Genomic DNA, 13,116 nt, shown 5'->3' with positions numbered 1-13,116 from the left:
TGCTGACCAGATGAAGATGGCGGCGAGCTGGAGTCCTGCGAGGTACATGGTGGCGGTGCTTGTAGGCGTCGCGGTCGTAGGCCGGTGGAAGGGCCGCCAAGCCCCGGGCTCCGAGCAGACCATGCGCGGTCTCTCCCCCGACAACCGCCGTCCGCCCCACTGGCCGCATGATCTTCTGCCGGCTGTCCATCCTGACTCTCCGCCCCGGCAGCGTGGCGACGCACCTGTGAGCCTCATCAACCGAGGAGTTCAAGCAGGTGTGCTTGAACTCCTCGGCGTCGACGGGACACGACCCTGCCGGCCGGGCACCTGACTCCCTGTGTGCGAAGCCTCCCGCTGGCAGGAGGCCCGGCAGAAGCGCCGGGCCTATCCGCGGTGCGGCCCGGGGTCCCGGAGCCAGCTATGCCGCGCTCGGCGGGGTTGACTGGAAGTGGCGCCGGCGCGCGCGGAGGAAGGGCACCGTGCTGCTGAGCAGGACTAGGAGCAGGACAATCACGCCCGCGGGGGTGAGCTGGACCGTCACCTGCAGCATGGTGGGCAGCACGGCCACCGCCACTCCCGCGACGGTCAACCGGTTACGCGTACCGAAGAGCAGGGCGATCGCGAGGACCCCGGCCCACAGGACCCCGGCCCACAGCGGGCCGATGACACTGAGGACGCCCAGCGCAAAGGGGTAGTACATGTCGACGAGCTGCTCGCCCGACACCAGGACGGCCGCCAGCACGGTGGTTCCCATGATCGTGCGGCGTTGTGACAGGGAGGGGCCGAGCAGATCCCTGGGTGCGGCGAGGACGACGGCGCCGGTGAGCAGCGGCACGGCCAGTCGGATCACTGCGATCGAGGGGGTGCCGTGGAAGCCGGAGGAGGAGAACGCGGCCAGCAGGACGTCGGCCAGGCACAGCACCATCGCCGGCACGACCAGTGCACGCGCCACGGTCCAGCGCCCGGTCCAGACAGCCGCGAGCGCCGCCAGCCAGAGCAGCGGCGTGAGGCCCGTGTTGGCCAGGCTCAGCACATTCGGGAGCGAGGACGCCGGCAAGGTCCGGACGCCGGGGGCGAAGAGCCACAACAGGCCCGCCACGAAACTACCCGTCGCCACGGCGACAGCCAGCGGGGCCGCCTGCGCCAGGACCTGACCCGCCATCCGGTCGGAGCCCAGGCCGGTGCGCCGCCGCAGACCATGGCCGGCGACATCGAGCGCCTCGCGCAGCCGACCGAGCGGGCCGGCACCCTGCGTCGCCTCGGCATAGATCGCGGTCAACTCGGCTTCGTGCTCAGCGCGGTAGGCGGCCGGATGGAGGCGCAGCGCCCAGCGGAACGCGAGTGAGCTGTGCTGCTGCGTCACGCCAGGGCCCCCTTCGGGCGGATGGCCTGGGCGCGACGGGCGGCCAGTCGACGCTCCGCCTCGGCGACGACAGCACGCAGCCGCTCCGCCTCGGCGGCCAGCACGTCTCGGCCTGCCTCGGCGAGGGCGTAGACCTTGCGCGCCCGACCGTCCACGACCTCCTCGCGCTCGACCCGGATCAGGCCCTGCTGGACCAGCCGGTCCAGCGCGCCGTAGAGAGTACCGGTGCGCATCCGCACACGGCCCTGGGAGATCGCGTCGATCTCCTGAATCAGTCCATAGCCGTGCCTGGGCTCGTCGGCCAGGGCAGTGAGCAGGAGCAGCGTCGGCTCCTGAAGCGGTCGCTCATTCATGCCGCCTATATATATCAGCGACCGACATATGTTGTCGATCGATTCATCGTTCTGCCGCCCGCCTGTCCGTGCTGCCACCGGTTGGCCTGCTGGTCGGCGCGTTCCGGAATCACCGCGCGGATGCCACGTCTGCGCAGGTGTTGAGGACGAACGCCAGTGGTCGGCACCGGCCGTCGGCCGCGAGGTGGATCTTCGTGGTCAGTCCGCCGCGGGACCGGCCGATGGCGTGATCGTCCGGCTCGCCGGCCGGGGCCCCTTTTGCGGGTTCCGGTCGCGTGCTGGTGTGCGCGCACGATGGTCGAGTCGACCGAGACGGCCCAGTTGAGGTCTTCGTCGGTGTCTGCCTGTGCGACCAGCGCGGTGAACACCCGCTCCCAGGTGCCGTCGACGGCCCACATTCGCAGCCGGTTGTAGACGCCCCGCCAGTTGCCGTAGTTCTCCGGCAGGTGTACGAAATGGCCTAGGTGGACAGCGCGAAACCGAGCGGCGGGTAACTCTCGCCGCCCACGCGTTCGGCCGCCTCGATGTAGTCGGCGAGGGCGTCACGGGACTGCGCGAGGCTCGCCAGCCGGTCGTCCAGCCGCCGCAGCCGTGACCGCATCGCGGCCAGCAACTCGGGACACCCGACCAGCGTCGGGGCCTCCCCGGTCGCACAGGGCAGCAGGTAGGCGATGTCCTCCGAGGACAGGCCGGCTCCGAGCAGGTGGCGGATCTGTTTCACGCGCAGCAGGGCACTCTCGTCGTACTCGCGATAGCCGTTCGCCCCGCGGGCCGGTTCAAGCAGACCCTGGGCCTCGTAGTAGCGGAGCTGATGGGCGTGGACGCCCGTCCGTCGGCTCAGTTCCCCGATCCGCATCGACAACCTCGCTTGACCTTCACACCGGTATCAACGTTGACGATGCTGCCATGGACGACGAAACCACAACACCCGTGACTGTCCTCGGACTTGGCCTGATGGGCCAGGCACTCGCCGGGGCGTTCCTCAAGGCAGGGCACCCCACGACCGTGTGGAACCGTACGGCCGGAAAGGCCGACCGGCTGGTGGGCGAGGGGGCGCGATCGGCGCCGACCGTCGGCGACGCGATCGAGCCCGGTCGCCTGACGGTCATCTGCGTCACCGACTACCGAGCCGTGCACGAGGCACTCGGCGCAGCCGATGTCGAGCTGGACGGCACGACGCTGATCAACCTGACCTCGGGCGACTCGGGCCAGGCCCGGGCGACGGCCCGGTGGGCCGAAGCGCGGGGCGCCCGCTATCTGGACGGTGCCGTCATGGCCATCCCCTCGGCCATCGGCACCCCTGACGCGGTGATCCTGCAGAGCGGGACGCGCTCGGACTTCGACGCGCACGAGTCGGCACTCGGCGCACTCGGCACCGTCACCTACCTCGGTACGGACCACGGGCTGGCGTCGCTGTACGACGCGGCCGGACTGGCCATGATGTGGAGCGTGCTGAACGCCTGGCTCCAGGGCACGGCCCTCCTGAGGACGGCCGGTGTCGACGCGGCGGCGTACGCGCCCTCCGCGCAACAGATCGCCGCCGGGGTCGCCGACTGGCTGCCGGGGTACGCCGAGCAGATCGACAGGGGCGCGTTCCCGGCCGAGGTGTCGGCGCTGGAGACCGACGTGCGGGCGATGGCGCATCTGATCGAGGAGAGCGAGGCGGCCGGGATCAACGCCGAGCTGCCGAGGCTGCTCAAGGCGATGGCCGATCGTGCGGTCGCCGCCGGGCACGGCAAAGAGCAGTATCCGGTGCTGATCGAGGAGTTCGGCAAGCCCGGCACCCGCTGACCGACGCCTTCGGCCGGAACGCGACATCACCCCTGACCGGCACGGGTGCTGTCGCAGTCCTGCCGGCCCAGGCGACCGCTGGTGCCCCGAGCGGGACCGCCCGGCCCGCTCGGGGCTGAAGCGTCACGCCGACTCGTTCAGCAGCCTGCTCAGGTGCTCACGCCCGGGCTCCAGGAGGTCGGACAGGGGTGCCGCGTCCTCGTACCAGCGCTTCTCGTACTCCCAGCAGAGCCAGCCGTCCCAGTTGTGGCGGGAGAGGACCTCGACGCATTCGGCGAGCGGGAGAACGCCCTGGCCGAGGGGCAGGGGGGTCGTGTCGTCGGGGGAGGCGATGTCCTTGACCTGGACGTAGCCGAGGTGGGGGGAGAGGGCCGCGTAGGTCTCGGAGGGCTGTTCGCCGCCGAGCCAGGTGTGCATCACGTCCCAGAGGGCGCCGACCTGGCGGTGCCCGACGAGGCCGAGGATCCGCATCGCGTCGGCTGCGGTGCGGTGCGAGTCGTGGGTTTCGAGGAGGATGCGGACGCCCAGGTCATTGGCGTGTTCGGCGGCCGTGCCCAGGCGGCGGGCGGCCGTCGCGTCGGCCTCTTCGGGGGTCTGCACGTCGAGGTCGCCGCCGGGGAAGACCCGGATGTACGGGGCGCCGAGGTCGTGGGCCAGGTCCAGGAGAGCGCGGATCTCGGCCAGGACGGGCTCGTCGTCGCCCGGCGCGGCGACCCGTGCGTAGCCCGCCAGACCCAGGAGCTCTACGCCCGCTCCCTTGAACTCGGCCGCGACGTCCGCCCGTTCGGCGGGACCGAGGCCGGTGTGGACCGGTTCCTCGGGATGGGTGCGCAGCTCCACGCCGTGATAGCCGTGGGCGGTCGCGAGCCGCAGGACGTCGGGCAGGGGCAGGCCGGGGACACCGAGGGTGGAGAACGCCAGCTTCATGTGGACGGACCCTACCCGGCACCCCCGCCTGCGACTCCCCTTCGTCACTCGGGTGTTGCGTGAAGATCCAGTCGCCAGTCCTGGCCGGTCAGATCCTGGCCGAAGGAGTGGTGCGGTTTCTCCGCGACCAGGACGAAACCGTGGCGCTGGTAGATGCGGCGGGCCGCGCCGAGGATGTCGTTGGTCCACAGGACGACCTCGCGGTAGCCGGCCTCGCGCGCGAAGTCGACGAGCGCCCCGACCAGGCGATCGCCGATGCGGAGGCCGCGCGCGTCCGGCTCGACGAGCAGGAGCCGCAGGCGGGCCGCGCCGGGTGTGTCGTCCCGGACGCACATCACGCAGCCCACCGGTCGGCCGTCCAGCTCGGCGATCCAGGTCCGCTCCAGGTGCGGGTCGTGGTCCTCTGCGTAGTCCGCGACGATCCTCGCCACCAGTGCCTCGTAGTCGGCGTCGAAGCCGTACTCGGCGGCGTAGAGCGCGGCGTTGCGCTGCACGATCCAGCCGAGGTCGCCGGGGGCGGGCTCGCGCAGGACGACGTCCTCGGGGCGGGGGGCGCGGCCGTCGCTGTCGCTGTCGCTGTCGCTGTCGCTGTCGCTGTCGCTGTCGCCCAGGATCGTCCGGACGGTCCGCATGGCCTCCGCCAGCCGGGGCCGGTCCTCGGCCCGGACCGTGTCCAGCATCGCCCCGACCGTCTCCCGCGCCCGCTCGTCGAGCAGCGCGGCGGCCTCGCGGCCGGCGGCGGTGAGCGTGATGCGGCGGCGGCGCGGGTCGGTGTCGGACGGGCCGCGCTCGGCCAGCCCGTCCTCCTCGAACTTGTTCAGGATGCGGGTGAGGTATCCGGCGTCCAGGTGCAGCTGGGTCCGCAGGTCGGCGGCGTCCGTACGGGGCGCGTGGGCCAGCTCGTAGAGCACGCGGGACTCGGTGAGGGTGTAGGGGGCGTAGAGCCGGCGGCCGTAGTCGAGGGCGCCGATGACGTTCGTGTAGAAGCGGTTGAAGGAGCGGACGTCCTGAACGGTCACGGTCTCGACCCCCGATGTTTGACTCAGTCAGAGATACTCGTGAGCGAGCTTAGACCTCCAGGGCGGCCGGAGCCAGGCACGAGACGAAGCGGACGGCCGAGCCGACGAGAGGGACGGACGGCGGCCGATGAGTTTCTGCGCGCTCCGGAGTCGGAAGGGGTGTTCGTGCGCCGCAGCCGCGAGTGTTGTGGAAACGTGCACCGACGGAATGTGCCGCAGACCCGACACGAGATACCGAGGAACCCCCGATGCGTACTCTGATCAGCACCGCTTTCATCTCGCTCGACGGCGTCGTGGAGGCTCCCGGCGGCGAGCCCGGCTACCGGAACTCCGGGTGGACCTTCAAGAACGTCGAGTTCCTTCCCGAGGCGTTCGAGATCAAGGGCCGGGAGCAGCAGGAAGCCACCGCGATGATGATGGGCCGCACCAGCTATGAGGCGTTCAGTCCCGTGTGGCCCGGCATGGAGGACTTCGCCGACTACAAGGTGATGCCGAAGTACGTCGTCTCCACCACTCTCGCCGAGGAGAACCTGGTGTCGAACTGGGGCGAGACGGTGATCCTTCGCTCACTCGACGAGGTCGCCGCGCTGAAGGAGACCGAGGGCGGCCCGATCATCATCCACGGCAGCGCCACCCTCAACCAGGCCCTGTCCGACGCCGGCCTGATCGACCGTTACCACCTGCTCGTCTTCCCGCTCCTGCTCGGCGCGGGCAAGCGGCTCTTCAGCGCCACGGACAAGGACACCCAGAAGCTCCGGCTCGTCGAGCACGAGGCCTACGCCAACGGGCTCCAGAAGAACGTCTTCGACGTCGTCCGCTGACGAGGCCCCTCCCTCTCCCTCGCACAAGGCCCCGCACACTCGCCCCCCCGACACGTTCCCGGGCGGGGCACGCACCGGAGGGCTTGCCCGGCGGGGCACGCACCGGAGGCGCCTGCCCGGCGGGGCGTGATCGACGGGGCGTGATCGACGGGGGCTACCCAGCGGGGCATGACCGGCGGGGCCTACCCACCGGGGCTTGGTCGGCGGGGCCGGGACGGCGGGCCTACCCAGCGCGGGACCTACCCAGCAGGGCCCGACCGGCGGGGCCGGGACGGCGGACCTACCCAGCGAGACCCACCCAGCAGGGCCTGACCGGCGTGGCCGGACGGCGGACCTACCCAGCGTGGCCTGACCGGCGGGGGCAACCCGCCGCCCTGAACCCCGAGCCCCCTCACACCACAGCGCCTCAAGAAGGCCGCGGCACCCCGGTGGACCCCCGCACCATCAGCTCCCCCCGCACCGACGCGATCCCCCCGGGCGGTGCCTCCTCGCGCCCCATCGCGATCCGTCCCGCCCGGGCCCCGGCTTCCGCCAGCGGCAGACGCACCGTCGTCAGCGACGGCACCGCGTCGATACTGAACGGCAGATCATCGAACCCCGCCACCGACACGTCCTCGGGGATCCGCAGGCCGGAGTCGCGCAGGGCAGCGCACGCCCCCAGGGCGACGGAGTCGTTCGCCGCGACGACCGCCGTCAGCGACGGGTCACGCCGCAGCAGCTCCAGCGTCGCCTCGTAGCCGGACCGCCGGTCGTAGCGCCCGTGCACGGTCCACCGGGGATCCTCCTCGATCCCGTGTGCGGACAGCGCGGACCGGTGTCCTTCCAGCCGATGCCGCGTGGTCGTGCGCTCCTCGGGGCCGGCGATGTAGCCGAGCCGCCGGTGTCCGAGCCCGATGAGGTGCTCGGTCAGCTCCTGCCCGCCGCCGCGGTTGTCGAAGGTCAGCGCGATCGCCCCGGTCTCCGGAGCCGGCGGGCGTCCGCACAGCACGACCCGCGTCCCGGCCTCCACCAGCTTCCGCGCCTTCGCGTCCATGGCCGCCTGGTGTGCCGCGTCCTCGATCGCCCCGCCGGTCAGCACCACGGCCGCGGCCCGCTGCCGTTGCAGCAGCGTGAGATACGTCAGCTCCCGCTCCGGGGAGCCGCCCGTGTTGCAGACCACCGCGAGCCGCTCCCCGCCCGCCCGGCCGCCCGGCCCGCCGATCTCGGCCTGGATCGCGCTCGCCATGATCCCGAAGAACGGGTCGGCGATGTCGTTCACCAGGATCCCGACCAGGTCGGAGGTGGCGGCGGCCAGGGCGCTGGCAGGCCCGTTGAGCACGTAGTCCAGCTCGTCCACGGCCTTCAGCACCCGCTCCCGGGTGGACGCGGCCACGGGGTAGTTCCCGTTCAGCACGCGCGACACCGTCGCGGGCGAGACCTGCGCGCGGGCCGCCACGTCCGCCAGGGTCACCGTCATCTCGTCGTCCTCCGGTCGCGCATCTCGTCTCGTCTCCGCCCTCGTACACACCCAGACCACCGGCCATGGTTCCGAAGGGAACAGCAGGTCGACCGCCCCTGTCCCGACGAACCCATGGCCAAGGTTCCGTGCAGACCTTAAGCCCCCGACCCCGGGTTGTTCGCCCCCTCGAACAACTCGTCCTGGTCACGGTCTTGTCCGGACCGCGGTTCAGAGGCTAGCTTCTTCGTATATAGAAAGCGCTTGCTGCAACGCTCACCAGTCCACGGGTCCCCAGAGGGCCGCCCGTGACGGGTGGGGCGTACGCGGCGCGACGACCGCGTACGAAGGGAACGACGTGACACGCAAGACGGTGCGTATCGCCATGAACGGCGTGACCGGGCGCATGGGCTACCGCCAGCACCTGGTCCGCTCCATCCTCGCCCTCCGCGAGCAGGGCGGCCTCGACCTCGGCGACGGCACCGTGCTGTGGCCCGAGCCGGTCCTGGTCGGCCGCCGGGAGCACGCGCTGAAGGCGATGGCCGAGCGGCACGGGCTGGAGCACTGGTCGACGGACGTGGACGCGGTCCTCGCCGACGAGACGGTCGACATCTACTTCGACGCGCAGGTCACCTCCGCCCGCGAGGAGGCGCTGAAGAAGGCCATCGCGGCCGGCAAGCACATCTACACCGAGAAGCCGACCGCCACCGGCCTCGACGGCGCCCTGGCCCTCGCCCGGCTGGCGAACGAGGCCGGCATCAAGCACGGCGTCGTCCAGGACAAGCTCTTCCTCCCGGGCCTGCTGAAGCTGAAGCGCCTCATCGACGGCGGCTTCTTCGGCCGGATCCTGTCCGTGCGCGGCGAGTTCGGCTACTGGGTCTTCGAGGGCGACTGGCAGACCGCCCAGCGCCCGTCCTGGAACTACCGGTCGGAGGACGGCGGCGGCATCGTCGTCGACATGTTCCCGCACTGGGAGTATGTGCTGCACGAGCTGTTCGGCCGGGTGAAGTCCGTCCAGGCGCTCACCGCCACGCACATCCCGCAGCGCTGGGACGAGAACGACAAGCCCTACGACGCGACCGCCGACGACGCCGCGTACGGCGTCTTCGAGCTGGAGGGCGGCGCGATCGCCCAGATCAACTCCTCCTGGGCCGTCCGCGTCAACCGCGACGAGCTCGTCGAGTTCCAGGTGGACGGCACCGAGGGCTCCGCGGTCGCGGGCCTGCGCAACTGCCGCGTCCAGCACCGCAGCGCCACCCCCAAGCCGGTGTGGAACCCGGACATCCCCGCCACGGAGGTCTTCCGCGACCAGTGGCAGGAGGTCCCGGACAACACCGAGTTCGACAACGGCTTCAAGGCCCAGTGGGAGCTGTTCCTGCGGCACGTCTACGCCGACGCCCCCTACCACTGGGACCTGCTGGCCGGTGCCCGCGGTGTCCAGCTCGCCGAGCTGGGCCTGCGGTCCTCGGCCGAGGGCCGCCGTCTCGACGTTCCGGAGATCTCGCTGTGACGATCCGACTCCCCGGCGCCGGCGGGGCGTTGCGGACCTACGAGCCCCGCACCGAGCCCCTCGCCGTGACCCCCGGCACGCCCTTCACCTCCCGCACGGTCTTCTCGGCGGCACACGTCGTCGCCGACCCGTTCGCGGACGTCTCCCCCGACTCGCCCGCCGCGGTCGACTGGGACGCCACCCTCGCCTTCCGCCGCCACCTGTGGTCGCACGGGCTGGGCGTCGCCGAGGCCATGGACACCGCCCAGCGCGGCATGGGGCTGGACTGGGCGGGCGCGGCGGAGCTGATCCGCCGGTCGGCCGCCGAGGCCAAGGCGGTCGGCGGCCGGATCGCCTGCGGTGTGGGCACCGACCAGATCGCCTCCGGTTCGCTCGCGGAGGTCCGCGCGGCCTACGAGGAGCAGCTCGCCCTCGTCGAGGAGTCCGGCGCGCAGGCCATCCTGATGGCGTCCCGGGCGCTCGCCGCGGCGGCCTCCTCCCCCGAGGACTACCTGGAGGTCTACGGCCATCTGCTGCGCCAGTCGGCCGAGCCGGTGGTGCTGCACTGGCTGGGTCCCATGTTCGACCCGGCACTTGAGGGCTACTGGGGCTCGTCCGACCTGGACGCCGCGACGGACACCTTCCTGGAGGTCATCGCCGCCCACCCCGACAAGGTCGACGGCATCAAGGTCTCCCTGCTGGACGCCCGGCGCGAGATCGACATCCGCCGCCGGCTCCCCAAGGGCGTGCGCTGCTACACGGGCGACGACTTCAACTACCCCGAGCTGATCGCGGGTGACGAGCAGGGCTTCAGCCACGCGCTGCTCGGCATCTTCGACCCGCTGGGCCCACTGGCGGCGGAGGCGGTCCGCGTCCTGGACACCGGTGATGTGCAGGGCTTCCGCGAGCTGCTGGACCCCACGGTCGGTCTCTCCCGGCACCTGTTCCAGACCCCGACCCGCTTCTACAAGACGGGCGTGGTCTTCCTGGCCTGGCTGGCGGGCCATCAGTCGCACTTCACGATGGTCGGCGGCCTGCAGTCGGCCCGCTCGCTGCCGCACTTCGCGACGGCGTACGAACTGGCCGACGGGCTGGGGCTGTTCCCCGACCCGAAGCTGGCGGAGGAGCGGATGAAGACGCTGCTGAGCATGTACGGGGTGAACCAGTGAGCGGGTCGCTGGAGCGCTTCTCCATCAACCAGATGACGGTGAAGCAGCTGTCGCTGCCGGAACTGGCCGACGGTTGCGCCCGGTTGGGCATCCGCAACGTGGGGCTCTGGCGCGAGCCGGTGCAGGCGCACGGTCTGGAGGCCACCGCCAAGCTGGTCCGGGACGCGGGCCTGACGGTGACGACGTTGTGCCGGGGCGGCTTCTTCACGGCCGTCGATCCGCGGGAGCGGGCGGCGGCCCTGGCCGACAACCGCCGCGCGATCGACGAGGCGGCTGCGCTGGGCACGGACACGCTGGTCCTGGTCTCGGGCGGTCTGCCCGCGGGCTCGAAGGACCTGTACGGCGCCCGTGAGCGCATCGCGGACGCCCTGTCGGAACTCGGCCCGTACGCGGAGCGGCACGGCGTTCGCCTGGCCATCGAGCCGCTGCATCCCATGTACGCCGCGGACCGCTGTGTGGTGTCGACCCTGGCCCAGGCCCTGGACCTCGCCGAACGCTTCCCAGCGCACCAGGTCGGCGTCACGGTCGACACGTACCACATCTGGTGGGACGACACCGCGCCCGCGCAGATCGCCCGGGCGGGGGCGGGCGGCCGCATCCACACCTTCCAGCTCGCCGACTGGACGACGCCCCTCCCGGAGGGCGTCCTCACCGGCCGCGGCCAGATCGGCGACGGGTCGATCGACATGCGCGAATGGCAGGACCACGTGGAGGCGGCCGGTTACACCGGCGCCATCGAGGTGGAGCTGTTCAACGACGTCCTGTGGGCCCGGGACGGCCAGGAGGTCCTGGCCGAGACGGCGCGGAGGTTCACCGAGCACACCCGCTGAGCCGTCCTCGCACCGGGCCGCTGCCCCGCCCCGCCTGCCAGGGGGCGGGGCAGCGGCATGTCCGGGCCGTGGGGCCCGCCCGGGCACGCGCGGCTCCGCGTTCGGGACGTCCCCACCGCTCCGGATGCAGCCGCCCCCCGGGCGTGACACGCTTTTCCCAAGGACTCGGCCGGTCGTACCGCTCTCGCTTCCCCTCGCCCTGATTCGGAGAGCAGCCATGGCTGACTTCCTTGTGAACACCACCAAGTCCGGCGACCAGCTCCAGCCCGCCGTCGACGCCCTGTTCGGCACGCAGTTCCTGGAGCTGTGGTCGGACGAGAGCGAATTCGTCATCAAGGGGCAGTTTCTGGGGGACGACGGCGACAAGCTCGGGGACGAGTTCGCGGTCAGTTCGCAGCCCTCGGACGGGCCGGGGGTGCGGCCGTTGTGGCCGTCCGTGCTGTCCGCCGGGATCAGCGGCCAGTTCGCCGTATGGCTGGAGACCCCGTTCGGGACGCCCGGGCCCAGCCCCTCCGTGAAGCTCCAGCGGTTCACCGAGGGCCGGAAGTCCGGTCCGGAGACGCTCGTGACGGCGGACGCGGACCCGAAGGTCCGGCCCTGCCTGGCGTTCATGATCGACGGTGGTGTGCTGGTCACCTGGGCGAGCATGCGGCCTGACCAGCGCATCCGTGCCCGGCGGTTCCACGCGGACGGCAGCGCGGCGACACCGGAGTTCACGGTCAGCACCACCGAGGGGTTCCACGAGAAGCCCGCCGCCTCGATCCTCACCAACGGCAACGTGGTCATCGCCTGGTCGACGGACCCCTCGGCGATCGGCGGTGGCAGGCTCACCCTGCGGTTCTTCGACTTCGAGGGCAATCCGCTGGGCGGGGAGATCCAGCCCAATGTCGGCGGCTTCACCGGGGTCAACGCGATCACCCTGCTCGACAGCGGACGCTTCGTCGTCGCGCACATCGAGGGCATCCAGCCCAGCGACCTGGGCAAACCGCAGACCACGATCGCGGCGAGCATCTTCCAGCCCGACGGCACCGAGACCTTCGACATCACGGCCGGCAACCCCCGGGGCTTCACCCGGAGCTCGCCGTCCCTGTCCCGGCTGCCGGGCGGGCGGTTCCTGATGGCGTGGGTGGAGGAGAGTGCGGACACGCACGACACCGTGCCGACGGTGATGGCCAAGGTCTGCTCGGAGAGCCAGGGTCCACTCGGCGACCCCGTCCGGGTCAGCACAACGGACCCCGGGCGGCGGTCCCACACCTGCACCGCGACGGCCTTCGGCAACGGGCCGGAGAGTGTGCTGATCACGTGGGACGACGACAGTCACCTGGACGGCGACGCGGGCTTCGGCGTACGGGCCCGCACGTTCCACGTCAGCCCGCCCGGGATGCTGGTCGAGGCGTCCTAGGGGGTCACCGGCTCGGCCAGGAACGGGAACGCCGACGACATGCCGGACACCGGGAACCAGGAGCGAGAAGCCCACCCTCGTTTCGCGGCCGGGATCGGTGCGGCGCTCATCCCGCGGCCGGGACGCGGGCCGCTGCCCGCCGGGGTGGTGGAGGTGCCGCCCGATCCGATGCCGGTGCGGCGGCTGTACGCGCTGTGGCGGGCGGGGGCGGCCCGGCGTCCGGCCACCGCGGAACGCGTCCGGGTGCTCGGCGCGGGGTGGCCGGATGCGGCGGCTCGTCCGCCCCGTTGAGTCCCTGGTTCCTCCCGCGTACCGACTTGCGGAAATCCGGGCCGAGTCGGGAACCCGGGCCGGACCGTGGCCGTCCAATCGCCGGCCGCCGGAGAGTCACCACGGTGCGGTGTCGGCCCTCGCCACTGGCTGCGATCGCTGACCACCCTCTCCGCCGTACCGCGGCGGGCGGCCCCACCGCCATCGGCGCGCCCCCCTCCAACCGCGCCGGTGGCGGCCTTGTGCGGTTGCTGCGCGTTCCCTT

General features: G+C 71.7%; 12 protein-coding genes and 2 pseudogenes. 7 read left to right on the top strand and 7 right to left on the bottom strand.

The genetic code is table 11. The features are described 5' to 3' along the window. Positions 1–400 precede the first annotated feature (400 nt). The 4 genes and pseudogenes from BJ965_RS24755 to BJ965_RS24745 all read right to left on the bottom strand — a co-directional run bounded on the left by BJ965_RS24755 (position 401) and on the right by BJ965_RS24745 (position 2,554). Positions 401–1,345, bottom strand: a complete 945-nt coding sequence (locus BJ965_RS24755) for a hypothetical protein (protein WP_184910874.1) — start codon at positions 1,343–1,345, stop codon at positions 401–403. Continuing rightward, the gene (locus BJ965_RS24750) at positions 1,342–1,698 is read right to left on the bottom strand and encodes a PadR family transcriptional regulator (protein WP_184910872.1); all 357 of its coding nucleotides are present in this window, start codon (positions 1,696–1,698) and stop codon (positions 1,342–1,344) included. Before BJ965_RS24750 ends, BJ965_RS24755 begins: the two co-directional genes overlap by 4 nt. 17 nt (positions 1,699–1,715) lie before the next feature. Continuing rightward, positions 1,716–2,138, bottom strand: a pseudogene (locus BJ965_RS40465) (IS5/IS1182 family transposase); the annotation flags it as partial. 20 nt (positions 2,139–2,158) lie between these two features. Next, the gene (locus BJ965_RS24745) at positions 2,159–2,554 is read right to left on the bottom strand and encodes a MerR family transcriptional regulator (protein ID WP_184910871.1); all 396 of its coding nucleotides are present in this window, start codon (positions 2,552–2,554) and stop codon (positions 2,159–2,161) included. 50 nt (positions 2,555–2,604) lie between these two features. On the opposite strand from BJ965_RS24745, the gene BJ965_RS24740 reads away from it, so the two are divergent. Further along, the gene (locus tag BJ965_RS24740; protein WP_184910869.1) at positions 2,605–3,489 is read left to right on the top strand and encodes an NAD(P)-dependent oxidoreductase; all 885 of its coding nucleotides are present in this window, start codon (positions 2,605–2,607) and stop codon (positions 3,487–3,489) included. Positions 3,490–3,612: 123 nt separating this feature from the next. On the opposite strand, the gene BJ965_RS24735 is transcribed toward BJ965_RS24740, so the two are convergent. After that, a complete protein-coding gene (locus tag BJ965_RS24735) occupies positions 3,613–4,416 on the bottom strand; it encodes a sugar phosphate isomerase/epimerase family protein (protein WP_184910867.1) in 804 nt (267 codons plus the stop codon). A 44-nt stretch (positions 4,417–4,460) separates the two neighbouring features. Next, on the bottom strand, positions 4,461–5,435 hold the full coding sequence (locus BJ965_RS24730) for a bifunctional helix-turn-helix transcriptional regulator/GNAT family N-acetyltransferase (RefSeq protein ID WP_184910865.1): 975 nt from the start codon (positions 5,433–5,435) through the stop codon (positions 4,461–4,463). A gap of 248 nt (positions 5,436–5,683) precedes the next feature. Between BJ965_RS24730 and BJ965_RS24725 the strand changes: the two genes are divergently transcribed. Continuing rightward, positions 5,684–6,256, top strand: a complete 573-nt coding sequence (locus BJ965_RS24725; RefSeq protein ID WP_184910863.1) for a dihydrofolate reductase family protein — start codon at positions 5,684–5,686, stop codon at positions 6,254–6,256. 406 nt (positions 6,257–6,662) lie between these two features. Here BJ965_RS24725 and BJ965_RS24720 read toward each other — a convergent pair whose 3' ends face one another. Continuing rightward, a complete protein-coding gene (locus tag BJ965_RS24720; protein ID WP_184910861.1) occupies positions 6,663–7,712 on the bottom strand; it encodes a LacI family DNA-binding transcriptional regulator in 1,050 nt (349 codons plus the stop codon). A 337-nt stretch (positions 7,713–8,049) separates the two neighbouring features. On the opposite strand from BJ965_RS24720, the gene BJ965_RS24715 reads away from it, so the two are divergent. The 5 genes and pseudogenes from BJ965_RS24715 to BJ965_RS24695 form a co-directional block, all read left to right on the top strand. After that, entirely contained in the window at positions 8,050–9,201 is a 1,152-nt protein-coding gene (locus BJ965_RS24715; RefSeq protein ID WP_184910859.1) for a Gfo/Idh/MocA family protein, read from the top strand. Then, positions 9,198–10,349: a dihydrodipicolinate synthase family protein gene (locus tag BJ965_RS24710; protein ID WP_184910857.1), complete on the top strand. Its 1,152-nt coding sequence runs from the start codon at positions 9,198–9,200 to the stop codon at positions 10,347–10,349. The genes BJ965_RS24715 and BJ965_RS24710 overlap by 4 nt, the downstream gene beginning before the upstream one ends. Positions 10,350–10,381: 32 nt before the next feature. After that, positions 10,382–11,179 carry a sugar phosphate isomerase/epimerase family protein gene (locus BJ965_RS24705; RefSeq protein ID WP_184917499.1) on the top strand — a complete coding sequence of 266 codons (798 nt, stop codon included), beginning with the start codon at positions 10,382–10,384 and terminating at the stop codon, positions 11,177–11,179. 217 nt (positions 11,180–11,396) lie between these two features. Beyond that, positions 11,397–12,581: a hypothetical protein gene (locus BJ965_RS24700; RefSeq protein WP_184910855.1), complete on the top strand. Its 1,185-nt coding sequence runs from the start codon at positions 11,397–11,399 to the stop codon at positions 12,579–12,581. A gap of 84 nt (positions 12,582–12,665) precedes the next feature. Then, positions 12,666–12,872, top strand: a pseudogene (locus BJ965_RS24695) (LysR family transcriptional regulator); the annotation flags it as partial. Positions 12,873–13,116: the final 244 nt, after the last annotated feature.

Source organism: Streptomyces luteogriseus, assembly GCF_014205055.1.
GTDB lineage: Bacteria > Actinomycetota > Actinomycetes > Streptomycetales > Streptomycetaceae > Streptomyces > Streptomyces luteogriseus.
The sequence above is the reverse complement of the archived record's forward strand: the minus strand, read 5'-3'. Positions and strand labels throughout refer to the sequence as shown.

Excerpts from the sequence above, each read along its gene's own strand:
- BJ965_RS24720 (WP_184910861.1), bottom strand. The coding sequence starts at position 7,712 with ATGACGGTGACCCTGGCGGACGTGGCGGCCCGCGCGCAGGTCTCGCCC.
- BJ965_RS24735 (WP_184910867.1), bottom strand. The coding sequence starts at position 4,416 with ATGAAGCTGGCGTTCTCCACCCTCGGTGTCCCCGGCCTGCCCCTGCCC.
- BJ965_RS24700 (WP_184910855.1), top strand. The coding sequence starts at position 11,397 with ATGGCTGACTTCCTTGTGAACACCACCAAGTCCGGCGACCAGCTCCAG.
- BJ965_RS24740 (WP_184910869.1), top strand. The coding sequence starts at position 2,605 with ATGGACGACGAAACCACAACACCCGTGACTGTCCTCGGACTTGGCCTG.
- BJ965_RS24750 (WP_184910872.1), bottom strand. The coding sequence starts at position 1,698 with ATGAATGAGCGACCGCTTCAGGAGCCGACGCTGCTCCTGCTCACTGCC.
- BJ965_RS24705 (WP_184917499.1), top strand. The coding sequence starts at position 10,382 with ATGACGGTGAAGCAGCTGTCGCTGCCGGAACTGGCCGACGGTTGCGCC.
- BJ965_RS24745 (WP_184910871.1), bottom strand. The coding sequence starts at position 2,554 with ATGCGGATCGGGGAACTGAGCCGACGGACGGGCGTCCACGCCCATCAG.
- BJ965_RS24725 (WP_184910863.1), top strand. The coding sequence starts at position 5,684 with ATGCGTACTCTGATCAGCACCGCTTTCATCTCGCTCGACGGCGTCGTG.